20 protein-coding genes are annotated in these 23795 nt (G+C 35.7%); 5 read left to right on the forward strand and 15 right to left on the reverse strand.

What is annotated here, in order from left to right:
- Window positions 1-30: 30 nt before the first annotated feature.
- The 7 genes from pdxA to BN358_RS18100 all read right to left on the reverse strand — a co-directional run bounded on the left by pdxA (window position 31) and on the right by BN358_RS18100 (window position 7689).
- Entirely contained in the window at window positions 31-1008 is a 978-nt protein-coding gene (pdxA, locus tag BN358_RS18070; RefSeq protein ID WP_019229921.1) for a 4-hydroxythreonine-4-phosphate dehydrogenase PdxA, read from the reverse strand.
- Window positions 995-2227: a four-carbon acid sugar kinase family protein gene (locus BN358_RS18075; protein WP_040583925.1), complete on the reverse strand. Its 1233-nt coding sequence runs from the start codon at window positions 2225-2227 to the stop codon at window positions 995-997. Before BN358_RS18075 ends, pdxA begins: the two co-directional genes overlap by 14 nt.
- 62 nt (window positions 2228-2289) lie before the next feature.
- Entirely contained in the window at window positions 2290-3246 is a 957-nt protein-coding gene (locus BN358_RS18080) for a 2-keto-3-deoxygluconate permease (protein ID WP_019229923.1), read from the reverse strand.
- 19 nt (window positions 3247-3265) lie between these two features.
- A complete protein-coding gene (locus BN358_RS18085) occupies window positions 3266-4432 on the reverse strand; it encodes a UxaA family hydrolase (protein WP_019229924.1) in 1167 nt (388 codons plus the stop codon).
- The gene (locus BN358_RS18090) at window positions 4429-4716 is read right to left on the reverse strand and encodes a UxaA family hydrolase (protein ID WP_019229925.1); all 288 of its coding nucleotides are present in this window, start codon (window positions 4714-4716) and stop codon (window positions 4429-4431) included. The genes BN358_RS18085 and BN358_RS18090 overlap by 4 nt, the downstream gene beginning before the upstream one ends.
- Window positions 4717-4951: 235 nt before the next feature.
- Window positions 4952-6823 carry a sigma 54-interacting transcriptional regulator gene (locus BN358_RS18095; protein ID WP_019229926.1) on the reverse strand — a complete coding sequence of 624 codons (1872 nt, stop codon included), beginning with the start codon at window positions 6821-6823 and terminating at the stop codon, window positions 4952-4954.
- Between the two features lie 95 nt (window positions 6824-6918).
- On the reverse strand, window positions 6919-7689 hold the full coding sequence (locus BN358_RS18100; RefSeq protein ID WP_019229927.1) for an HpcH/HpaI aldolase/citrate lyase family protein: 771 nt from the start codon (window positions 7687-7689) through the stop codon (window positions 6919-6921).
- 152 nt (window positions 7690-7841) lie between these two features.
- On the opposite strand from BN358_RS18100, the gene BN358_RS18105 reads away from it, so the two are divergent.
- Entirely contained in the window at window positions 7842-8159 is a 318-nt protein-coding gene (locus tag BN358_RS18105) for a hypothetical protein (RefSeq protein ID WP_019229928.1), read from the forward strand.
- Between the two features lie 86 nt (window positions 8160-8245).
- On the opposite strand, the gene BN358_RS22575 is transcribed toward BN358_RS18105, so the two are convergent.
- The 6 genes from BN358_RS22575 to pruA all read right to left on the reverse strand — a co-directional run bounded on the left by BN358_RS22575 (window position 8246) and on the right by pruA (window position 15892).
- Complete coding sequence (locus BN358_RS22575) at window positions 8246-9385, reverse strand: GGDEF domain-containing protein (RefSeq protein WP_019229929.1); 1140 nt, start codon at window positions 9383-9385, stop codon at window positions 8246-8248.
- 143 nt (window positions 9386-9528) lie between these two features.
- Window positions 9529-10845 carry a pyridoxal phosphate-dependent aminotransferase gene (locus tag BN358_RS18115; protein WP_019229930.1) on the reverse strand — a complete coding sequence of 439 codons (1317 nt, stop codon included), beginning with the start codon at window positions 10843-10845 and terminating at the stop codon, window positions 9529-9531.
- A 303-nt stretch (window positions 10846-11148) separates the two neighbouring features.
- The gene (locus BN358_RS18120) at window positions 11149-12294 is read right to left on the reverse strand and encodes a GGDEF domain-containing protein (RefSeq protein WP_019229931.1); all 1146 of its coding nucleotides are present in this window, start codon (window positions 12292-12294) and stop codon (window positions 11149-11151) included.
- 245 nt (window positions 12295-12539) lie between these two features.
- Window positions 12540-13817, reverse strand: coding sequence for a TRAP transporter substrate-binding protein (locus BN358_RS18125; RefSeq protein WP_019229932.1), 1278 nt, complete (start codon window positions 13815-13817; stop codon window positions 12540-12542).
- 102 nt (window positions 13818-13919) lie between these two features.
- Window positions 13920-14204 carry a YmaF family protein gene (locus BN358_RS18130; RefSeq protein WP_019229933.1) on the reverse strand — a complete coding sequence of 95 codons (285 nt, stop codon included), beginning with the start codon at window positions 14202-14204 and terminating at the stop codon, window positions 13920-13922.
- Window positions 14205-14293: 89 nt separating this feature from the next.
- Entirely contained in the window at window positions 14294-15892 is a 1599-nt protein-coding gene (gene pruA, locus BN358_RS18135) for an L-glutamate gamma-semialdehyde dehydrogenase (protein WP_019229934.1), read from the reverse strand.
- A 355-nt stretch (window positions 15893-16247) separates the two neighbouring features.
- Between pruA and BN358_RS18140 the strand changes: the two genes are divergently transcribed.
- Both BN358_RS18140 and BN358_RS18145 read left to right on the forward strand, forming a co-directional pair.
- Window positions 16248-16829: a TetR/AcrR family transcriptional regulator gene (locus BN358_RS18140; RefSeq protein WP_019229935.1), complete on the forward strand. Its 582-nt coding sequence runs from the start codon at window positions 16248-16250 to the stop codon at window positions 16827-16829.
- A gap of 122 nt (window positions 16830-16951) precedes the next feature.
- Window positions 16952-18727 (forward strand): oleate hydratase, encoded by a 1776-nt coding sequence (locus tag BN358_RS18145; RefSeq protein WP_019229936.1) that lies wholly within the window; start codon window positions 16952-16954, stop codon window positions 18725-18727.
- 52 nt (window positions 18728-18779) lie between these two features.
- On the opposite strand, the gene BN358_RS18150 is transcribed toward BN358_RS18145, so the two are convergent.
- Together BN358_RS18150 and BN358_RS18155 are read right to left on the reverse strand one after the other, a co-directional pair.
- Window positions 18780-19436, reverse strand: a complete 657-nt coding sequence (locus tag BN358_RS18150) for a YoaK family protein (RefSeq protein WP_019229937.1) — start codon at window positions 19434-19436, stop codon at window positions 18780-18782.
- A 102-nt stretch (window positions 19437-19538) separates the two neighbouring features.
- Window positions 19539-20687: a DUF362 domain-containing protein gene (locus tag BN358_RS18155; protein ID WP_157593557.1), complete on the reverse strand. Its 1149-nt coding sequence runs from the start codon at window positions 20685-20687 to the stop codon at window positions 19539-19541.
- A 222-nt stretch (window positions 20688-20909) separates the two neighbouring features.
- On the opposite strand from BN358_RS18155, the gene BN358_RS18160 reads away from it, so the two are divergent.
- Together BN358_RS18160 and BN358_RS22580 are read left to right on the forward strand one after the other, a co-directional pair.
- The gene (locus BN358_RS18160; RefSeq protein ID WP_019229939.1) at window positions 20910-21896 is read left to right on the forward strand and encodes a hypothetical protein; all 987 of its coding nucleotides are present in this window, start codon (window positions 20910-20912) and stop codon (window positions 21894-21896) included.
- 12 nt (window positions 21897-21908) lie between these two features.
- Complete coding sequence (locus BN358_RS22580; RefSeq protein ID WP_019229940.1) at window positions 21909-23774, forward strand: AlwI family type II restriction endonuclease; 1866 nt, start codon at window positions 21909-21911, stop codon at window positions 23772-23774.
- Window positions 23775-23795 lie beyond the last annotated feature (21 nt).

The following is a 23795-nucleotide window of genomic DNA, read 5'->3' on the forward strand; positions in this document are numbered from 1 at the left end:
TATTTGCATTATTAGATTTTTTTCATAACGTTATAACTTCATTCCTATTTCAATTGCCTTGAGCATGCTGTCTTCTCTTGCAATATTTTTGCCTGCAATGTCAAATGCTGTGCCGTGGTCCACGGATGTCCTGACAACATCAAGTCCCACAGTGATATTAACACCGCTGTCAAAGTTCAAAAGTTTAAGAGGAATGTGTCCCTGGTCGTGGTACATGGCGACCACAATGTCATATTCCCCGTTGTACATCTTCAGAAATACAGTATCCGGAGGTATTGGACCACAAACATTTATACCTTCTTTTTTGCATTGTTCAACAGCAGGCTGTATTTCTTCTATTTCTTCTCTTCCAAAAATGCCGTTTTCACCTGCATGGGGATTAAGTCCTGCAACTGCAATTTTTGGAGAGACATATCCCTGTTTTTTAAGTGCTTCATCTGCTAAGTGCACAACATCCATGATTCTTTGTTTTTTTGCGTTGTCACATGCATCCCTTAAAGACATGTGAGTTGTGACATGAATAACCTTTAGTTTGTCGCTCCAAAGAAGCATGGCATAAGATTTTCCATGAGTAAATTCACCAAAAATTTCAGTGTGTCCAGCATAGTTGTATCCTGCCAGATGCAGCGCTTCCTTGTTCAGGGGAGCAGTGACAACTGATGAAATGTCTTTTCTAAGAGCAAAGTCAATGGCTGCCTTCACGCTTAAAAATGCACATTTACCTCCATTGGCACTTACTTTTCCCACTTCAAAATCATCAAGGGAAATATTCATGGGGTCATGAACATTCACATACCCTTCTTTGAAATCTTTTGTATTTTCTATTTTATTGAATTTGAATCCATAACCAAACATTTCATTGTAATGCTCAAGAAGTGCAAGGCTTCCGAAAAGTATGCATCTATTCACATATTCCGGCTCACTTTTCAATGATTTCAAAGTAATTTCCGTTCCTATTCCACAGGGATCTCCCAATGTGATTCCGAACATTTTATTAATTTTGTCCATCTGTCACCTCTTTAAGTTTTCGCATTGAATATACAAGTATGTCTTCCTTTCCGAAAGCTCCTGCCTTTGTAATAACCTTGAGCCCGTCAAATGAACCGCCTCTTAATCTCATGAGAGGAATGCCTGTTGTGACTTCGCCGCTTATGGAAGACCCCAGTGCGCCAAGCTTTTTAAAAAGTCCTATGGCTGTGTCTCCTCCTGTGAGGAAAACTCCTGAAACCTTTATTTTTTCAAGTACTTCCTTTGATATTTTACCAAGCAAATCCTGTACAAAAATGCTGATTTCATTTGTAGTCATGGACTTTCCGGCACCTGATGTATTTATCATTTCATATTCTTCCAAGCTGTATGATGCAGGTGAAATAATGATCAAGTCATTTCCTTGAGCTAAAATTTTCACTGCTTCATCAACTGTGTTATTTATATTCTTTCCTTCAATTATATCAGAAACTGGAACTTTGAGTATTTTTATTCCTGAATTTTCTGCAAATTTAACCTGACTTCTCGTTACTGAACTCACACTTCCCACAACTGCCAGTGAAGGAGGAGTTCTGTATTCAATTTCAAACAGATTGTCAGCCATGGCAGCTGTTCCAACCCACAATATTCTTTTGCCTGTTTCAAGACCATTTTTGATTATCTTCTGCATATGAGCATTGCTTGACGCATCAAATGTTAATATTCTGCCGGCTGAAAAGTTAAGATTATCTTCTTGTAAATCTTTTATACTTACGTGAGTAATTTTTTCATCATATATTTTTTCAAGTATTTTTTTTATGTTGTCTTCTGTAACGGGTTTTATAGGGTCTTTTGCAAGTTCAGTTTTTGTAATTGGAATACCGTTAAGACAATGTACTCCTTCAACCGTTGTTCTGCCCAGATCAGGAAGTGCAGGAGAAAAGACTACCAAATCGCTATTAAAAACATCATCCACAGCTTTGATTTCCTCGGCTATATTTCCTCTCAATGTGGAGTCTACCTTTTTTATCACATATTTGAAACCGGAAAATTCAATGTCCTTAATGATTTTTCTCACTGTACTGTATGCTTCTTCGCCGGACATTCCTCTTGATTCAGTGTCTGCCACATATGATGTGCCATTGTTGCCTATTAAATCAGCAGAAAACACCACATCCGTAGCAATACCTCTTCTTTTAAGCTGCACGCCTGTGTCATTTGCTCCGGTAAAATCATCTGCTATTATTAAATATCTGTTAATATTAAAACCTCCTTACAGAACTTAAAGACAGACTGAGTCTGTCTTCAAATTCATGAAACATATTATGCTTCTTTATTCTTTCTGCTTGTTCCGTTTATTTTTTTATCCAGGTATGAAACAAGAAGCGGACAGCATATTGCTGTTACAATTATGGCAGCTGCAACCTGCACTGTTGCGGCTGCTGCTACAACCGCCAATGAAGGGTCAACTGCTGCTACGGCCTCAGGAGTAGCAACGGCATTTCCTGCAGTTGTTCCTATAGCAGCTCCTACTGCCGGATTTTTTGCCTTCAGCAATTTCATTACGAAGAAACCGCCAAATCCTGTTATAACTGTTGAAACAAGTCCAAGAATTATGCCCGGCACTCCTGCAGTAATGATTTGACCGAAGTTAAGAGCAGCTCCCAGTGGAAAAGCAAAGAAAGGAATGCACAGCACTGTACCCTTTGCTAAAAACTCTCTCATGTCTTCATCTGCATTACCAAGAATGAATCCTATAAGAATAGGCACAATGCAGGCTACAAGAGACATAAAAGGAATTGATGCAAGTCCTGCTGCACCCAATGCTATCATTGTGAGGAAAGGTCCGTCATTTATTGACAATATTGAAATAGCTCCAACATCTGATGCATCTCCGTATTGTCCTGCAAGAGCCGCATAAAGGCCTCCGTTTGAGTTAGTTACAGCTGCTATGACTGCTATCGGACTTAATCCCAGCACTCCGTTTATTCCCCACACTTTTCCAACAGCCCAACCTAATCCGGCTCCAAGTATAAATTTAACCATAGTGAGGCCTACGCCTTTTGCAAGAGAACTTCCGGCCTGCTTTACGTCAATTTGTGCTCCGTTGCATAACAAGAATAGTGCAATGAGTGCGCTGGCGCTGTTCTTGAACAAAGCCGTCGTAAATCCGCCTATCATTAACGCATCAGGAAAAAATGTATTAATTGTTGCACCCAGCAGCAATGGTACTACCATTAACCCTCCAGGAACTTTTTGAATGCCCTTTAAAATTTTCATATTATTCTCCTCCAATTATTTAAAATGTGTAGCCTATTCTATAAATTCCGAATTCCTTATGACCAAGAACCTCTGCTTTAGTCAGTTTTCCGTTTGAAACTTCTATTATTGTGTCAAAGATTTCTCTTCCTATGTCATCAAGTGTGGCTCCATCAGTAATTATTTTGCCTGCATTGATATCAATGTTGTCTTTCATTTTGTTGTAAGTGTTTGTATTGCCTGTAATCTTGATTACGGGAGCTATTGGACATCCTGTTGGAGTTCCTCTTCCTGTTGTGAATACAACAATTTGAGCTCCTCCGGCTACCATTCCTGTAATGGAGTCTATGTCTTCTCCGGGAGTATCCATAAAATAAAGTCCTTTTTTATCCTTTGGAACCATTTGGGCATATTCCAGTGCGTCTTCGAAGTTATACATTGTTCCGGCTTTGTGCATGCAGCCCAATGATTTTTCTTCTATGGTTGTGAGTCCTCCCTGAATATTTCCGGGAGTAGGCTGCGTCCCTCTTAAATCCTCACCCATGGCAATTGCCCTTTTTTCCACGTCGCTGACCATTCTCAGAAACTTTCTTTTCTTTTCTTCGGTGTCGAATCTGTTGACCAAAAGATGTTCTGCACCTATGACTTCAGTTGTTTCGCTCAATATGCTGCTTCCGCCGGCAGCAACAAGCATGTCTGAAGCCTTGCCTATGGCAGGATTTGAAGCAATACCGCTTGTAGGGTCTGATCCGCCGCACTCAAGTCCAAGAATAATTTCACTTATGTCAAATTCAACCTTTTGTTGTGCAGAAAGCTCAGCAGACATACTGCTTAAAATTTCAGCACCTTTAGATATGGTTCCCAATGTGCCGTTGTTTTCCTGTATTATAATGTATTCAACTCTCTTGCCTGTCCTGGCTATATCTTCCGCCATATCTTTTGAATTTATTCCTTCACATCCAAGACCCACAATCAAAACTGCTCCTACGTTCGGATTGCATCCAAAACCTGTCAGTGTTCTTACAGTCTGTCTGTAATCCACACCAACCTGGCAGCATCCATGCTGATGAGGTATTGCTACTGCACCGGGAACAAGATTTGCAATTTTTACAGCTGTTTCACTGGCACAGACCGAAGCAGGAATTACCAACAAATGATTTCTGATTCCGAATGTATTGTTTTCTCTTTTATATCCGGTTATTTTCATTTTACCGCCTCCTGTTTGTCTCCTCGTCCTCTGGTGCTTTCAATGTTGTGCACATGAGCATAATCTCCAGAATTAATGTCTCTTGTAGCAAGGCCTATGACCTGACCGTACTTTAAAACTGGTGAACCCTTTTTTATGTCCTTTATAGCCATTTTATGAAACTGAGGTATGTCTTCTTTTACAACAAATGTAAGGCCATCTGCAACTACTTCATCGCCTTTGTAAAGTGATCTTAAACAAGTAACCACATTGTCATTGTCTGAAGTTTTAAGGATTGCATTCATTAAATCATTCCTCCCCTTTGGATTTTATTCAGAATTATTAGGACACATTCATATATATTATGTCACAATAAACAAGAGCAATTTTCGTGCCAAAAAATAAAATCACTCCATACATTCATGTTTAAATTATTAAGCGTTGAAATAGGAATACTTTTTAAAAACTATTTTAATTGTTGAGAATTTATGGTAAATATCACTGCTTCAAAAAATAAAATAAGGTTGATATAATCAACCTCTATGTTGTTTTTTTCAACCTCTTCCACAAAGTAGTTCTGTCAATCTTCAATATGTCACAGGCAGCCTTTGTGCTGCAATTGTTGCTTAAATATACCTTTTCAATATATTGCTGAGTCATAGTGTGAAGGTCAACCGTCAAGTCTTCTCCAAAAGTTACAGCATTTTGACTCATTTTTACAATTTCCTCCATCTCAATTAACGTTTCAAAAGAGTTGAGGATTACGCACCTTTCCATTATGCCTTGAAGCTCTCTTATGTTACCTTTGTATTTTTTTGCAATCAATATGTCCATAACTGTTTCCGGCATTTTAATTTCTTCTTTTTTATATTTTTTTGAATATTTTTTTATGAAATATTCAGCCAGTATCAATATATCTTCTTTTCTTTCTTCCAGTGAAGGAATATACAAATTGAGAGTGTTGATTCTAAAAAAAAGGTCATCCCTGAATTTCCCCTGATTAACCAGGTCATCGAGATTTTTATTTGTAGCACATATTATTTTTACATCAACCGGAATAACCTTGTCTCCGCCTATTCGCATTATTTGTTTTTCCTGAAGAACTCTTAATAACCTTCCCTGAAATTCCAGGGGTATTTCGCTTATCTCATCTAGAAAAATAGTACCGTTATGGGCAATTTCAAACATTCCCGCCTTGCCGTTTTTTCTGGCTCCTGTAAATGCTCCATCTTCATAACCAAACAGTTCGCTTTCAAACAGCGTCGATGGAATAGCCGCACAATTTACAGCCACAAAGGGACCTTTTGAGCGAAAACTTGAATTATGTATGCCTTGACACAGCATTTCTTTTCCCACTCCCGATTTTCCGCACACAAGTATTGGTGTGTCATATTGGGCATACTTTTTTGCAGTTGAAATACATTTTTCCATTTTATTGCTTTGATAAATTATGTCTTTGAACTGATACTTGGCAACAAAGCCATGCTTGGCAAGGCTTCTTCTTATTTCATGGTCCATAACGCTTACATCGGAGGCTGCTATAAATGAAATTACAACTCCAAGGATTTCACCGTTTACATCAATTGGCACAAGGTTTGTAATCATCTTTTTATCCATTACCGTCATGATTTTTGCAATGACAGCATTTCCGCTCTGTAAAACGTCACTTATGTCCATATTGTCAAATATGCTTTCTATATTATTACCTAATACTTCATCTTTCCTAAGATCAAACAGACGTTCAGCTTCCTTGTTGAACACTGTTATTTTCTTATTTTTATCCACGGTTATTATTCCGTCATGAATGAAATCAGTTATTGCTTCCGTCTGACTTCTGATTCTTTCTTCATTTTTAATGACACTTAATACAAGCAAAGCTTCATTTATGGCAACACTTATATTTTCTTCCCTCGATTCAATGACAGAACCGTGAAAGTTATGTATGCCGGACAAAAGCCGTACAGTCGTGTCTCCCATAAATGTGTTAATCCCGTTTTCCATGGCTGTTTTTATGGCATGGTGGATATCATTCTTGTCCTGTATTGCTATGTTTGTAATTTGGTTTTTTATGAAATGGTCAATCATGTCAAAACCGTAAATAACATTGGTAAAACCTATTATCCCAATGGGCTCGTCTGTTTTTCCAAGCTTGTTGTAACAATCAATTACATCGTATACATCCACTCTGATTTCAATGGCAGGTATGTTGAACCTTTCCTTGTAATAGCTGTAGGAACCGCCGCGGCTTATTATTACCTTTGTATCTTTTGTGACATATTTGTCTGTCCTGGCAATATCATCGTGTATATTTCCATACACTGCCTTGACATTGTCATACTTGTTTTTAGCAATGATTTTTTTTGCTTTTTTCAACATGCCTTCCGTCGGTGCAAAAATCACTATTTCATTCAAAGTCTTTCCTCCCATGATATTTTTGAAAATTGAAAATATGTTTAATATTATACCACATAATCCAACAGTTTGTGCAAAATTTTGTCAGCCGGGGATCATGCTTTTATCTGTTCAATTGCTTTTTTGAAAGCATTTATATACATTGCAGTATCTAAATTGTATGCAACACCGTTATAGCCTTCTTCGAAATATGATTTTGCTGCTTCTATGCTTCCTGTAAAAATGAAGATTGGTTTTCCTGAATTTCTGCATGCATCCAGTACTCGCTTCAAAGCTTTTTTGAATTCAGGATTATCAAATTGTCCCGGTACACCCATTGCTATGGATAAATCATATGGTCCAACAAATATTCCGTCAACACCATCCATTGAAACAATTTCTTCTATATTTTCAAGACAGCCGAGAGTTTCGCACTGAGGTATAAGCATTGTGTTATCATTGCAGATTTTCATATATTTGTCGATACTCGAAGCATCTTCTGAATTTCCATATTCCGAAACCCTGCCATAAATAAATCCTCTTTTGCCCACAGGAGAATATTTTCCGTATTCTACAATGTTTTTAACCTGCTCAACAGTTTCAACACATGGGATTATGAGACCCTTTGCTCCTGCATCAAGCATCTTAAGTATAGAAGATCGTGTTATATCCTTGATTCTTACAAAGGGTGTGATATTCTTTAACTCAGCAACTCTAATAAAATCCATTGCACTTTCAACGTCAAAAGGTCCGTGTTCCGTATCAATAATTGTATAGTCAAGTCCAGTTATACCCAGACATTCCATGGCTGTGGTGCTTCCCATTTGAAAAAATGTGCCAAGAACCGCTTCGTTGTTTGATAATTTTTGCTTTACCATATTATTCATTGCTATCCTCCAGATTAATACATATATTTTCTTTAATATATACCATAGATTTCAATATGTCAAAAATGTTTCTTAGTGTACGATTTTCTTATTCATGAATAATTTGGAAAATATTGAGAATAATATGAGCATTAACCAGAAAGGAGAAAGAAATGAAAGGAATAATATTTTCAACAGTTATATTGTTAATAGTATCATTAATAGGCTTTTCCACCAATCCATCCTACGAGGATTACAAGGAATGGAACAAGACACAAGACTATGAAGAAATGGGGGCCTCCACACAAATAGAAAAATCCGTGGTAGGATTTGTTTCAGACCTGGTGGCAGACAGCACTGTTGTCAGAGAAGATTACAAGGTTTTAAGCCTCTACACCGTAGAAAATGACGACTCCTCCTACAAAGTATTGGGAATTTTCAATAATTTCTTTGTCATAGACAACGAGGAAATTCCTGTTATTGAACAATAACTAAAATCCTATTGCATATAAAAATCCACTGAGGATTGATTCTTGCTCAGTGGATTTTTTATAAAAGCAATATATGAAACTGATAATTAATATTGCTGCATATACACTTTGTTTCGTACCATTCTGTGGCTTACGGTTCCTATTACTTCATCTTCCGTTATGCCGTATCCGCCTGTGTATTTGTACATGCCAAAAGAAAACGTATATGGTATTTTAATTATTCCTTCGTCATAAACAAGAGAATTCTTCAAATTATTGATTTTATTTTTAACTGCCTCAACATCACAGTCATTTTCTATTAAAAGACAAAATTCATCTCCGCCGAACCTGTATAATTTATCGGTTTTTCTTAAACTTCTTTTTAATTTACCGGCAAAATGCACCAGTATTTTATCTCCCACGTCATGTCCGTATGTGTCATTAATATTTTTAAACTTATCAAAATCCATAAATAAAATTGTAAACGGTGTCTTGTTGTTTAAATAATCAGTAAGTGTCACAGAAAGACTGGCCTTGTTGTTCACTTTTGTCAATGAGTCTATCATGGCATAAGCCTTCATTTCCTTTACCATTGCCTTTTTCAATATTGAAGTCTGGAACGGCAGAAGAAACATATAAATTATAAGAATGCCGCTAACACCATAAGCTTCATATCCGTAATACATTATGATGTTTATAACAGCACATACATATACATACGCCAGTTGAGCGTACATGCCTTGAGGAGTCATCTCATCCATACTGTTTGTGTACAAACAGATTATGACATTGAGCATACCTACATTCACCAAATCATAAAAACTAACTGCTGCCACAATTACAAGTATTGGATTATATCCCTGGAGCAATGTACTGACTAATTTTGCTGACAATATGCATATTGCGCGCATGGACCAGTTGTAAAGTAATTTGCTGATTGAATTAAACAGTCTCTCACGTTTTATTATTTTTACTGCTAATATTTCCAGTGCCATTGACAATGTTACTATGACAACGCAAGTGGCAGGATTGAACTTAAAGACTGCAAATATTGCCACTGCTGCAAGGAATGAAATTGCCTTGTTTTGTGAATATCTTAATATTACAACCTCAAGCACCATTCCAAACACTGTTATGAGTATTCCTAAAACAGTTACTTCAACTCTGTAATTAAAAAGCATGAAGGCACTTAAAAACACAGCAACAACTATTGCAGTATACATGTATGGTTTAAAAAACTTATTCATTCCTTAAATCACCAACCGTTCTTTGTTAGACTGTCATATGTATATATATCGTCATAATTGTGTAAAAGTTTACCCTGCAGCCCTGACGGTGATAAATAAAAAAGGTTAAGCATCTACTGTGCTTAACCTTCTGCTATTTGTAATTATCTTTGTGCTTCAAATTGTCTTAAGAGTTTAACGAACAATTCTGGTACTTTTGCCATGTTTTCAGGAGATTCAACAAATGAAATTCTGAACTGAGTGCTTCCAGGGTTGAATTCGCCGTCTTTAATATCATAGAAGCCTTTCAAAGGTGCAACAAGAAGAGTTGTTTCAACTCCGTCTATGGAAACTGAGCCTTCACCTGCGCAGTACAATACGAAATCTATGGCATCAAATCCAGGTTTTACAACGTTTCTAACATCAATTACAGAGTAGATTGATGCATCAGGGCTTGAAACAATGAGTCCAGGCTCTTGTTCTTTCAATCCGTTGTATACGTTGAATATCAGTTCCTTGTAGTACTCGCGAAGTCCTTTGCACCAATCAGCAATTTGTTCCTTGCTTTCATGTGCCAGTGCTCCGAATATATACTGACCTATGGCATTAGCACAGAGGTTTGCAGTATATTCTGCTACTGAACGGTTATTGAATTCAGCATTGTCAGTTATTAAAGCACCGATTCGGAGTCCGCATGCATTCCATACCTTTGATGCAGTTTCAACACTTATTCTTCTTCCTTCAATTCCAGGAACTTCTGCATCTGTAATTCCCCATATACTTACAAGCTCGCTGCCTTCTACATAGTACAATTCACGATATGCTTCATCGCTTATCATCCACATGTTGTATTTTACGCACAGATTTGCAAGTCCCTTAAGAGTTTCATAATCATAAAGCTGTCCTGTTGGGTTGTCATATGGAATAACAAGAAGAGCTCCAGGATTGTTTTCTTTTATAGTTTCTTCAATTTTGTCCAATTCAGGAAGGCTGAACTTTCCGTCTTCGTTCAAATGACGTTTTACAGTAACAGTCTTGCGTCCTATTCTTTCTGCAAATGAAATATAGTTTGTGTAAGCTGGATCTATCATCATAAGAGGTTTTTCACCAGTGCCTGGAGCACCGCAAACGCCTATTAGCAATAATTCCATACCAGTAGAACCTCCATCTGTTACCTGAACAAATAATTTACTGGTATCAAAACCTTCGCAGCTAAGGATGTTCTTAAATGCATCCTGAGTTTCTTGCAAACCAACAGTGCTTGTATATCTGATAACGCCTTTTGCAAATGGGCTTTCTGGTGCATCAAGTGCAAACATTCTTTTCTGCATTGCAGGATTAGTTGGAAGTGATACATTCCCTATACCTACGTTAATAACAGCCTGCGGTTTAACTTTACGTTCCTCATATTTCATCTGCGCCAGTCTAACATCTGACGGCGTCCTTGATTCAAAATGTGCTGACAGTATTGGTTTACTCATTTGGTAAAAACCTCCTAAAATTAATTTAATATTTTGTTTAATTGTTATAAATTAAACGTTTTTAAATTTATATATCATTAATTGTCACGTATTCATTATAAACAAAATTTGCATTTTTGTCTATAGATTTGTAAAGATTTAAACTGACCAAAAAAGACATATTTTAAAGACATGGGTAATCATACGGCGGACAAGTTTATGAAATTATGATTTATAAAATAAAAACATTTATATTCAAAATAAATAAGGACAATACATTATCCATCTTAAGGAATAAATGCTTTGTCCAAACATTAACAATGATTATGGCTGCATGTAGACATTATAAACTTTGTTTTGTATCATTCTGTGGCTGACAATGCTTATAATCTGATCTTCTGTTACTCCATGCTCCCCATTGTATTTATACCTTCCAATAGAAAATGAGTATGGAATTTTTAAGTTATTTTCTTCATACATGAGGGAGCCCTTCAAGCTGTTTGTTTTGTCAACAACAACATTGACATCGCATTCCTTGTCAATAACAAGACAAAATTCGTCTCCTCCAAATCTGTACAGCTTGTCAGATTTTCTTAACTTTCCTTTTAAGGTAACTGCAAAATGTTTTAGAATTTTATCGCCCACATCATGTCCGTATGTATCATTTATTTTTTTAAAATTGTCAAAATCGATGAACACCAATGTAAAGGGAATTTTGCTTTGAACATATTCCGTAAGAATTTTAGTAAGGCTGGCCTTGTTGTACACGTTTGTAAGAGAATCAACCAGGACGGAGGCTTCTATTTCATGGCCCATTGCCTTTCCCATGATTGAGTTTTGAAAAGGAAGCAAGAATAAAAATATTACAGAAACAGCATTTATTCCATATGCTCCATAACCGTAGTAAAGCAAAATGTTTAATATTATGTTTATGTAAATGCAGGATGTTAGAGAATTGATGCTGTTAACGCGTGCTTCGTCTTTATTGTTGGTATACAGAAAGATTATGAGCATTAACATTAAGGAATTGATTGTGTTGTACAAAATCGAGCCAATGACTATTAACAATACAACACTTTGACCATGAAGAACATTGATTGCAGCCGGTACGCTAAGCATGCATATTATGTGCATTGCCCAGTTATATAATGCCTTGCTTACTGAAGAAAATGCATTTTCATTTTTAAAAAGCTTGTCTGCTGCAGTTTCAATTATATATGAAAGAGTTACTATGAATACACAAGTTGCAGGATTAAACAAAAAAGCTGCAAAAATAACTACAGCCCCGCCCAGGGACGCTCCGCTGTGCTGCGAGTATCTTAACATTACAAGTTCAAGAACAGCCACATATACTGCAATGAATACGCTTAACAAACCAATTTCTGTCCTGTAGCTGACTAACATGAGTATGCTGAGAAAAGCAGCAAAAATAATGGTTCCTATCAAGTAAGGCTTATATAATTTATGCATGTTCAAATTCCCCCAAAATTATAAACATTTATTAATATAAGTAGGTTTTAATCCTATCCAATAAATCGTACTAGAACTATTATACCTAAATTTTTACAATTTGTCATTAAAAAGTCATCAATTAAAATTTTTACATTATTAACATAAAATATCCATTTTATTTATTTTTCGAACAAAATTGTATCAACATAAGTTTATCATACTTACATAAAAATAATGTCTAAAAAAGTCGACAAAATCTTGGATTATTTGCTCATTTCCATATAAAAGTCTATTATTTCATCATCATTAACCAGAGTACGTATGCTGTCATAAACAGGCATTGCAGCAAATTTTACCATATCCTGCCTTGTTCTTTCAGGTAAATCAACTATGTCCATGCCGTTGTCAATAAGTGTTTGTTTCACTTCTTCAAGACGCTCATCAGCCTTAATGCGAGCATAGACTGTTGCATTTTTTGCAGCTTCTTCAATTACTTTCTTTTCCTGTTCATTAAGACTGTCAAAAATATCATTTGTTGTGATTAAAGGCAAAAAATGAGGCAGATGATTTGTGTTTATAACATAGTCCTGCGCATCATAAAACTCGAATGCTGCAATGTTTCCATAGGGATTTTCTTGAGCATCAATATATCCGAGCAACAATGACGAATGTATTTCTCCCACCGGAAGAGGTATGACTATTGCTCCAAGCAGCTGCCAGAATTTTATATGGTTTGGATTTTGAATTGTTCTAATTTTAATTCCTCCGAATTGTTCTATATCCTGAATTTCTATATTTGAAGTCATTTCTCTGAATTGTTCATCAGCCATGCCAAGCAATTTGTATCCGGCACTGCTGTATATATTATTTATCTTTTGGTAGAAATATTCATTATCCATAGTACTTCTCAATTTGTTTATATCATTATAAACCATTGGCATATCCAGTATAGATAATTCGGGAACTAAATTTACCTGATGAGCTGTAGTCTGTATAATGAAATTAGGACTTCCTTCACTTATTATAGTGCTGAGCATTTGTCTGTCATTTCCCAATGCAGCATCTGTAAACACCTCTATTTTCATTTTTCCGTTGCTCAATGTATTTACTTTTTCAGCAAATTTTTCTGCATACAAAGTGGCAAGGGAGCCTTTGGGAGAATCCAGACCCAACGTAAAAGTCATATCTCTTATATCATCTTGAACATGCTCAATTTCTTCAACTGACTGCATGTTGTAAATACACATACTGACAGGAATCATGTCAATGCAGAGTTTTAAAGTTTTCCCGGGGTAAAATGGTATATTGCTTATTTCAACTGGATGGTATCCATTGGAATTAATCACAATGGTATATTCATTAAATTTGTCAGATTTAAATATATGTAATAATGCTTTTTCAATAGGCAAATCTTCATGATTTGTTAAATCAACACTTAAATAAGAGCATTCTGAACTATCATGCTCTTGCAAAACATACAATTCTTGATTTGCTCCACTATAGATTTTATCACATGGATAATTTAAAACCCAATAATACAATTATTAACACTTCCTTTTATAAGCATATAACAATATATTCAAACTGATAAAATATGTGATATAAAAACAGCCCTTGAGAAATGTCAAAAGCTGTTGATTACTTTAATGAACGGAAGTGTAACCTTCGGTGTAGTGCGTATGTCCATCTTCATATGTGGTAACAGTTTCATAACGGTGTACATGACCGCCACTTACCTGAATATCCGGGCCTGTTCTTGTTTGGATTCTGTGCCTGTGACCGTCATTGAATGTTGTGACATCTGAAATATGATGATAATGACCGGGAATGTTAGGATCTGAAGATGTACTGCCTCTGTAATAATGCCTGTGACCATCATCTATGGTGGTTTCTCCTTCAAAGGAATGTCTGTGATTTCTGTTCCTCATCAAATCACCTCCCTAGCAACATTTTATGCAGACATGCATTTATTGTTACCTTAATCTTCTCATGATTCACAATGCAAACTATATTTTCATTATTTTATATGTAATTGTTCTTTTATTACTCTAGGGCTCATCCAGCGAATCAGATTGAATTTTGAACCTGCCTTGTCATTTGTGCCTGATAGCCTTGAGCCGCCGAAAGGTTGCTGTGACACTACTGCTCCTGTTGGTTTTACATTAACATAGAAATTTCCTGCTGAGTGAACTAACTCTTTTTCAGCCTCTTCTATGGCATATCTGTCTTTGGCGAAAATCGAACCGGTCAGTGCATACTTGGAAGTGTTGTTGCACAATTTTAATATGTCCGAGTAATTTAAATCATCATATATGAAAATTGTAAGTACAGGTCCAAAAATTTCTTCTTCCATTGTTTTAAAATTGGGATTTTCAGTTAATATTATTGTAGGATTGACAAAATAACCTGATCTGTCATCATGTTCACCTCCTATTAATATTTCAGCATCAGAAGAATTTTTTGCATATTCTATATATTTTGCTATTGAATCATATGATTTATTATCAATGACAGCTCCCATATAAGTATCAATTTCTTCAATATCACCGACTTTGATATTTGATACTTTTTTAATAAGCGTATCCTTTATTTCATTCCATACACTTTTAGCAATATATGCCCGTGATGCAGCAGAACATTTTTGACCTTGAAATTCAAATGATCCATCAATCAGCCCTTCTATGAGCGATTTTCTATCTGCCGAAGCATGAGCTATAATATAATTTTTTCCGCCTGTTTCTCCGACAATTCTTGGAAATGTTCTGTAATTCGTTATATTGTTCCCTACAGCAGTCCACATATCTTGAAATACTTTAGTCGATCCTGTAAAATGTATACCGCTCAAATGCTCGCTGGATAATACAGTATCACTTATTTCACCAGAGTTTCCCGGAATAAAATTAATAACTCCATCAGGCAGTCCTGCTTCTTGGAATAACTTATAAACTACATAAGATGAATAAACAGTTGTTGATGCCGGCTTCCATAGAATTGTATTACCGGCCATAGCCGGAGATGCACATAAATTACCGGCAATTGAAGTAAAATTGAAAGGTGATACAGCAAAAATAAATCCTTCCAACGGCCTGTATTCAATTCTATTCCATACATCTTTTGTTGATAATGGTTGTTCATTGTATATTTGCTGAATGCAATAAGCATTATATCTAAAAAAGTCAATTAATTCACATGCGGAGTCTATTTCTGCCTGTCTGCATGTCTTGCTTTGGGTCAGCATTGTAGCAGCATTTAGCTTTGCTCTCCAAGTACCTGCTGCTAATTCAGCTGCTCTTAAAAATATTGAAACCTTGTGTTCCCAAGGCATTTCTTCCCATTTGGTTTTAGCTTTCAAAGCTTCATTAATAGCCAGCTCCACTTCCTCTTTACCAGCCTTGTGATATTCTCCGATAACCTTTTTGTGATTGTGCGGAATTATGCATAGCCCTTTATTTCCTGTTCTTATTTCTTTGCCTCCTATTATTAAAGGAATATCTATATAAAAATTTTTTATTCTATATAATTCAGCCTCTAATTCCATTCTCTCACGACTTTTGGGCAAATACTTTATAACTGGTTCATTTTTGAAGTTTAACTCATTTATAACACTATTGTTCATATAGTCTCCTTGTGTTTATATTTTTACACTGCATTAAACATTAACTAAGATGCAACAAATGTTTTTAATTTTCTTTTCGTAATGTTTTATTTAACTTATGATTACTATTATATGATAACATTCTATTTGTGTCTACACAATAAATATATTAATATAAAATTTAAACTTATAGTAATTTATAACATGTAATTTCATATATGAAATAAATAATTGTAGTTAATATAGCCTGAAGCTAAATTTTTAGTATGGTTTTGCAGTTGTCTCAACATTTTTTTAATACATAAATAAAAACGTAGATTTACTGGATGTATATGTTTATAATATAAATAGCGAAAGAAGCAGGAAGGAGAACATTATGTCGCAAATTACAAAGCGGGCGTTAGAAGCTTCTTTGAAAAATCTACTTCTTAAAAAGCCCCTTGATAAAATAACCATAACCGATATTGCTGAAGATTGCGGTATTAACCGCATGACCTTTTATTATCATTTTAAGGACATATATGACCTTGTAGAGTGGTCGTGCATTGAAGATGCAACGAAAGCACTTGAAGGCAAGAAGACATATGATACGTGGCAGCAAGGTTTTATGCATATATTTGAAGCAGTATTGGAAAACAAACCATTTATTCTTAATGTATATCGTTCTGTTAGCCGGGAACAAGTAGAAATATATCTGTATAAGTTAACGTACAATCTACTGATAGGTGTTGTGGATGAAAAGGCTGCTAATATGGCTGTCCGAGAAGAGGACAAGAAGTTTATAGCTGATTTTTATAAATATGCTTTTGTGGGACTGATGCTTGATTGGGTTAAGAACGATATGAAAGAAGAACCACAAATAATTATTGATCATCTTTCTGTTCTGATGCATGAAAATATTACCTCAGCACTGAACCGTTATAGAACCGACAACAATACATCAAAAACCGATGAATGATAAAAAATATTATAGTTTTGCCGTTATGATAAAAGTTTTATCATGACGGCATTTCTGTTTAATGTGGAATTTATTTTATTTTGATAAAATACATACATAAAAAAATATTCTTGGAGGTATATATGTATTACTCAAGCGGTAACTATGAAGCATTTGCACGACCTTTGAAACCGGCAGGAGTGGAACACAAGTCTGCATACATCGTCGGCAGCGGCCTTGCAGCATTGACTGCTGCCTGCTATCTCGTCAGAGACGGACAAATGAAGGGCGAACATGTCCATATTCTTGAAAAAGAACCAATTCCGGGAGGAGCCTGTGACGGCTACAAGTATGAGAATGTAGGATATGTCATGCGCGGGGGCCGTGAAATGGACAATCACTTTGAGGTTATGTGGGACTTGTTCCGTTCTATCCCCTCTATTGAGACTGAAGGCGTAAGTGTTCTGGATGAATATTACTGGCTCAATAAAAAAGACCCAAACTATTCCCTCTGCCGTGCAACGGTCAATCGTGGTGAGGATGCCCACACAGACGGCAAGTTTGACATATCAGACAAAGGTGCCATGGAGATCATGAATCTATTCTTCACTCCAAACGAAAAGTTGCAGGACAAGCGCATCACCGATGTATTCGATGATGAAGTGCTGTCATCAAACTTCTGGCTTTATTGGCGTACGATGTTTGCCTTTGAAAACTGGCACAGCGCATTGGAAATGAAGCTTTATATCCAGCGTTTTATCCATCATATAGGTGGTCTGCCGGATTTCAAGGCTCTGCGTTTCACGAAGTACAATCAATATGAGTCCATGATATTGCCAATGGTAAAATATTTGGAAAGCTATGGTGTCCAGTTCCACTACGGTGTTAAGGTTGTTAATGTAAAGTTTGATTGCTCTGGCAATAAAAAACAGGCAACAAGCATTGAAATAATTCGTGAAGGCAAAAATGACTGCATTGATTTGACAGAAAATGATCTGGTGTTCATAACTAACGGCGGATGCGTAGAAAATTCAACAATTGGAGATCAGAATTCGCCAGCCGTTTTCAACACGGAAATCAAAGCCGGTGGAGGCTGGGACATGTGGCGCAAGATTGCAGCACAGGACCCCTCCTTCGGACATCCCGAAAAGTTCTGCCATGACCCGGAGCAGTCCAATTGGATGAGTGCTACTGTTACAACTCTCGACCAGCGTATTATTCCGTATATCAAGAATATTTGCAAGCGCGATCCATTCTCAGGCAAAGTGGTGACCGGTGGCATCGTCACAGCAAAGGATTCATCCTGGCTTCTTAGCTGGACAATCAATCGCCAGCCGCAGTTCCGCCTACAGTCCAAGGATCAGTGCCTTGTGTGGGTATACGGTTTGTTCTCCGATAAACCAGGTGATTACATTAAAAAGCCCATGCGGGATTGTACAGGAAAAGAAATCTGCATGGAATGGCTGTATCACATAGGAGTGCCTGAAAACGAAATTGAAAACATGGCTTCTAAAAGCGTCAATACCGTTCCCTGCATGATGCCTTACATCACTGCTTTCTTCATGCCCCGTGCTTATGGAGACAGACCTGATGTTGTACCTAAAGGAGCTGTCAACTTTGCTTTCCTGGGACAGTTTGCAGAAACAGCCCGTGATACAATTTTCACCACTGAGTATTCCATGCGTACAGGCATGGAAGCTGTTTACACACTTCTTGATATAGACCGCGGTATACCGGAAGTATGGGGCAGCGTTTATGATTTGCGCAACCTGCTAAACGCCACAGTACAGCTTCGTGACGGTAAAAAAGCAATAGACATGGACCTAGGTTTCAAGGAAAAAATAGTATTGAAGAAAGTTCTCAAAAAAATTAAGGGAACAGATATTGAAAGACTATTGAAGGAATACAATATCATTTGATAATATAAGCGGCATGAACTAATTCATGCCGCTTCCTATGTAAAATAATCATTTACATTTTTTCTTTTCTAAACATTGTTCCGAATACTACAGCTAATATGATGCAGCTAAAAAATACGGCTCTTTCCATAATCATATTTGTCAGTACTGTTCCTAAAATAACTCCAAAAATAAAAAATAAGATAATTCCATACAACTCCAGGCCTTTAGTCAGTTCCTGAACATTTTTTGTGTGATAATATATAAACAACTGTTCTGTTGCACTGCGAAGGTTACCCGTACACATGGTTGTGGTATATTTTCTGAAGCACTCAAACTGCAGGGCACATACAAAGGAAATTGCCGAGTTAACAATCAAGTCCATGTTTCCCTTAGGAACAAATGCAACAACAGTTAATATAACAATTTCCACAGCTACAACAATTTGTCTCCAATGAATGAGTGAATTTTGTTTAAATCTGCTCCTAATTAACTCTGATAAGACAATTCCCAAAATAAATGCTGCAATTGGTATCATGTAGTGAATTGTACTGCTAAAGTTTTTCTGTGAAATATTCAATCCCATAAGAACGATGTTTCCTGTTTGTGCATTGGCAAAAACCTTTCCTCGTGAAATATATGTATAAGCATCAAGGAACCCGCCAACAACTGCCAGCAAGGCACCTACCACGTATGATTCTGACATCTGCGTATATTCTCTTTTTAACATAATTAACCTCCAAGACATGTTGCTCAAAAAAATAACCGTTTAAATTTTAGAACTCCAAAATTTTAACACGGTTATCTTAAATAATCAACTAAAAGGTCTATATTATACGCTAAACCTTGCTATTATGCCTGCTATAACATTGTCTTTTTTCAATTCAACAGCCTTGTGCATGCACAATTCATGACAACACATACATTCAATACATTTATTGTAATCAATTTTCTTAGTACTTACATCTATTGCTTTTACAGGACAGCTTTCTACACACATATTGCATTGCTTACATTTTTTTTTATTGATTTCAGGCTTTGTTTTAAAAAAGTCTATTACCTTAATTACTGACTTATTGTTTTTTTGTTTTGTACTCCTGAAATTTTTAGGCAACTTAAAACCTTCTAAATGTGGAATATAATTATAATCGCCAACTATTTCAATTTCATCTGGATTATATTGACCCAAGTTTCTTTTTTTTGCTGCACTTAAAACAGGTATATCATCAAGCATCATTCCAAGCATATTAACAGCTGCCGTATCCAAAGCTAATGGATCTGTGCTAATCAGAATTTTGTTTGACTTATAAACAGTTCCTGCTGTAGGGCCTTCTCCCTGCATGGAAATTATGCCGTCCATTATATGAAGATCAAATTTAACTGCTTCATGTATATCAGCTAAAATTTCACCAAAATCTTCTTTGTCGGGTGCCATTTTATGATACATGGCCTTTCGAAGTCCTGGTATACAGCCAAATACATTTTTTACTGCTCCCGTATAAATATTTGCAGAGTGGGTTTTTAATTTTGGCACATTAATGACCACATCAGCATCATAGAGCGGTTTTGCCAGGTACATCTTTTCCTTGAACTTACCTTGGGGCTGCACCTCAAAAACACCTTCTCTGTCAAAGTTTTTTATAATTGCACCTTCCTCTTCAGCTACCTTGTCATATCCTGCAACCCTAAAGCCTTGGGCAGTAGGTGCAATACCGGCTATGGCTCCTCCAGAACTATCTCCAATCCACACTGTACAACCCTTATCTTTTAATATTCTTGTTAATGCCCTTACAAATTCATTGTGAGTGACTGCAGCCGAATCAGAAGATTTAGGTCCGATAAGATTAACCTTGAGCAATACAACATTACCTGACTTGACAAATTTATCCCATCCTCCTAATCTTTCCATACCATTGTTTATTTTAACAATTATGTCATATACTGAATAGTCTTTACATTCCTGGATAATAACTTTACTCATTGCTATATTTCCTTTCTGTAAATAGTAGTTTTTCAATGTCTTCCTTATACTATATTTTACTACATAAATTATAGGTATAAAATAATTTTTTCAAATATATAACATATGGGTGTTTATAAGGTTCGATACCATTAAATTTCCTTATTTTTCATATAGGTATATCATTTAATTGTGATTTATTATATAATTTATTTATGTCATCTTATTAAATGGGGGTAGGCTGTGAGTTTATTTTGGTTTGATAGGCTTCAATATTCGGAAACATTAGAAAAACTGATTATTTTTGAATTTTTTGAAACAGACTCAATAACTATCAATAGGATTACTGAGGCAACATGGAACTCGGAGCTGGCTAAAGAAATCCTTGATAAATTTACATATGAAAAACATTGTTTAATACGCAGACTTATGATTTCAAACAGCAGCATATGCTACTATTTAATATTCTATACAAATAATGATGAAGATAAAAAAATAGTTATTGAATATAAAGATATACATACAAGATGTATCTATGAGTATGGAAACTTTAAAAATCTTCAAAACTGGTTTCTTGAAATTAACAACATAGATGGAGACGCTCATTCTAAAACCTTGGGTAAAGTTAAAACCTCTACTGAATATGCAAAAAACTTACTATTTAATTACTGGAAATCAGATATAAATGCAGATGATGACCAGGGTCTGGAATTTACTAAAAGGTTATTAACATACAAAAATCCTAAGGGAGATCTCATTGAAGCAACTACAAAAGGATTTGATTTTGATTTTTTCATTTTCTTTGAAGCAAGTAATTCCTTAATTAATATAGAATTTGCTCTTAATTATAAAAATACCAAGGAAAATTATGTATGCACCCCCATGAAGTATTGCTGGGGATATGGCCCTCCTGGTGTTCCAGATAATCAAATGAAATATAACAGACTGTGGAAGGCTACAAAATTGCTGAATGGAGAATTTTCAATATTAAACTACAGTGAAAATGACAATGACATAGGATTTAGCATTATAAATGATTTAGATTATAATAAAGGTTTTTTAAATGAAACAAAATATATAATCTCCAAAAATAACTTTGAAAAATCCATTATTGAAACTGCCAGCGAAGACTGCTTGTCTTTTAAGCATTTTCATGATAACAGCAAACAAATTAAGCAATATGACAATGATTTTTTTAATGAATGGAAAACAAATAGAAGCAAGTACTAATGAGGTGAAAACATGGCAAAATGTTGGAGTTTAAGTACTACAATCAGGAATCCGGAAAGAAACGCCCCCTTTCTGAGAGTTCTTCAAGAGTTTGAAGGTGAACCTTTCAACAGCAACACACAAGCAAATTTATTTAAAAGACTTATTCAAACAAAAAATTACATGCCTATGGGACTTCCAAAGAAAATTAAAGATAAATATGAAGACCCTGAAGAATTTACACATGAAGAATTGTCAGAAATCTTATCATTAGCAAGTTATGAAAATAAGAGTATTGATAAGATTGAAGATATTTATGCTATGCGTGGCAGAACAGCGGTGTCAAATCTAAATAAAATGTGTGCTGCAGTGGCACGAGATTCACATGGACCTGTGAGAATAACACCTTTAGGTCTGGAGATTATTTCCGGCACACCTGACTTTAGCAATATCTTTTTAAGATACTTTTTAAAATGGCAATTGCCAAATGGAGTTGATCGTGGATTTAACGACTTTAATATAATTCCATTTATCGCCACCATGCATGTTGTAAAACAAGTAAATGAAATGTGGTTTTCAATGGGCAATAATCCAGTTGGTTTATCAAAAACCGAGTTTGCTTTGTTTATTCCCACGCTTACAAATTACACAGATATTAATGATACTGCAAATCAATTAATTGAATTCCGTTGTAGTTGCAGAAAACTTAATGGAGAAGACCAGAAAAGCTACATAGATGCTCAGTTTATTGAAAAAGTTATAAATGTTTTTTCTCTTCAGACTGATAATAACTTTGAAATCGAGAAGAAGATAAATACCCTTTATGATTATGCAGACTCAGCAATCAGATATTTCAGAATGACAAACTTATTTTATTACAGGGGTAACGGCAGATACATAGACTTATCTCCAAGAAGAAGTGTTGAAATTGAAAAACTCTTAGAAACTTTTTCAGGTGAATCATTGAGATTCGGTGATGTTGAAGAATATTTTGAATATATGTCAAACCTTAATATGCCTCAGCTTCCTTGGGAAAATATTGGTGACCTTCAAGCTGCGTTAATTAACCTGCGTGAAGAAGCAACTCATATACAGGCTAAAATAGAGTCAGAATTTCAAGGCCAAAGTCTTCACAGTTTCACATTTGATACTGCCATATCAGGTGACTTGACCATACTTAATAACCACATTAAGGAAACAAGAGAAATTATAAATTTATTAAATGTTGATTATTCTATTTTGCTTGAACGCAGTCTATCAAATATTGATACCTATATTTCTGAAATAGGTAAGTTATCTGCTCGAAGAAGAAGCATATCAGGACAAGACCCGTTAAACCTTGAATGGAATGTTGCCCAATCATTAATGGCCTTAGATGATGCCAAGGAAATTATTCCTCACTACAATGTAGGGGATGATAATTTGCCTACATTTACAGCACCAGGCAATACCCCGGATATGGAATGCCACTACATTGATTTTAGCATGATTTGTGAAGTAACATTGCTTAACGGAAGAGACCAGTGGTACAACGAAGGACAACCTGTTATGAGGCACTTGAGAGATTTTGAAAATAATAATTACAATGAAAATAATTATTGCTTATTTTTAGCACCGTCTCTGCACAGAGATACTGTGAATACATTTTGGTACAGTGTTAAATATGACTATGAGGGTTCTCGTCAAAAGATAATCCCTTTAACATTAGATCAATATACTAAAGTACTTTCCATTGTTAAAAACAAATACTTCAAACACAGTATTCGTGTCAATCAACGCACTTTAAAAAGCCTTTTTGATATTGTTTATTCAAAAGTAGATGAACACAACAACTCCGGTGACTGGATTTTAAGTATTGACAACTGCATAGATACCTGGGAGAAAAATTATCTTGTATAAGTGTTAGATGTCTAGACTTTG

The organism is Sedimentibacter sp. B4, assembly GCF_000309315.1.
Lineage (GTDB): Bacteria > Bacillota > Clostridia > Tissierellales > Sedimentibacteraceae > Sedimentibacter > Sedimentibacter saalensis.

Bases quoted from the DNA above. Each gene is read 5' to 3' on its own strand.
- BN358_RS18100 (WP_019229927.1), bottom strand. From the start codon at position 7,689: ATGAATAATATGGTAAAGCAAAAATTATCAAACAACGAAGCGGTTCTT.
- BN358_RS22580 (WP_019229940.1), top strand. From the start codon at position 21,909: ATGGCAAAATGTTGGAGTTTAAGTACTACAATCAGGAATCCGGAAAGA.
- BN358_RS18145 (WP_019229936.1), top strand. From the start codon at position 16,952: ATGTATTACTCAAGCGGTAACTATGAAGCATTTGCACGACCTTTGAAA.
- BN358_RS18105 (WP_019229928.1), top strand. From the start codon at position 7,842: ATGAAAGGAATAATATTTTCAACAGTTATATTGTTAATAGTATCATTA.
- pruA (WP_019229934.1), bottom strand. From the start codon at position 15,892: ATGAACAATAGTGTTATAAATGAGTTAAACTTCAAAAATGAACCAGTT.
- BN358_RS18130 (WP_019229933.1), bottom strand. From the start codon at position 14,204: ATGAGGAACAGAAATCACAGACATTCCTTTGAAGGAGAAACCACCATA.
- BN358_RS18120 (WP_019229931.1), bottom strand. From the start codon at position 12,294: ATGCATAAATTATATAAGCCTTACTTGATAGGAACCATTATTTTTGCT.
- BN358_RS18085 (WP_019229924.1), bottom strand. From the start codon at position 4,432: ATGAAAATAACCGGATATAAAAGAGAAAACAATACATTCGGAATCAGA.
- BN358_RS18090 (WP_019229925.1), bottom strand. From the start codon at position 4,716: ATGAATGCAATCCTTAAAACTTCAGACAATGACAATGTGGTTACTTGT.
- BN358_RS18155 (WP_157593557.1), bottom strand. From the start codon at position 20,687: ATGAGTAAAGTTATTATCCAGGAATGTAAAGACTATTCAGTATATGAC.
- BN358_RS18115 (WP_019229930.1), bottom strand. From the start codon at position 10,845: ATGAGTAAACCAATACTGTCAGCACATTTTGAATCAAGGACGCCGTCA.
- pdxA (WP_019229921.1), bottom strand. From the start codon at position 1,008: ATGGACAAAATTAATAAAATGTTCGGAATCACATTGGGAGATCCCTGT.
- BN358_RS18080 (WP_019229923.1), bottom strand. From the start codon at position 3,246: ATGAAAATTTTAAAGGGCATTCAAAAAGTTCCTGGAGGGTTAATGGTA.
- BN358_RS22575 (WP_019229929.1), bottom strand. From the start codon at position 9,385: ATGAATAAGTTTTTTAAACCATACATGTATACTGCAATAGTTGTTGCT.
- BN358_RS18150 (WP_019229937.1), bottom strand. From the start codon at position 19,436: ATGTTAAAAAGAGAATATACGCAGATGTCAGAATCATACGTGGTAGGT.
- BN358_RS18140 (WP_019229935.1), top strand. From the start codon at position 16,248: ATGTCGCAAATTACAAAGCGGGCGTTAGAAGCTTCTTTGAAAAATCTA.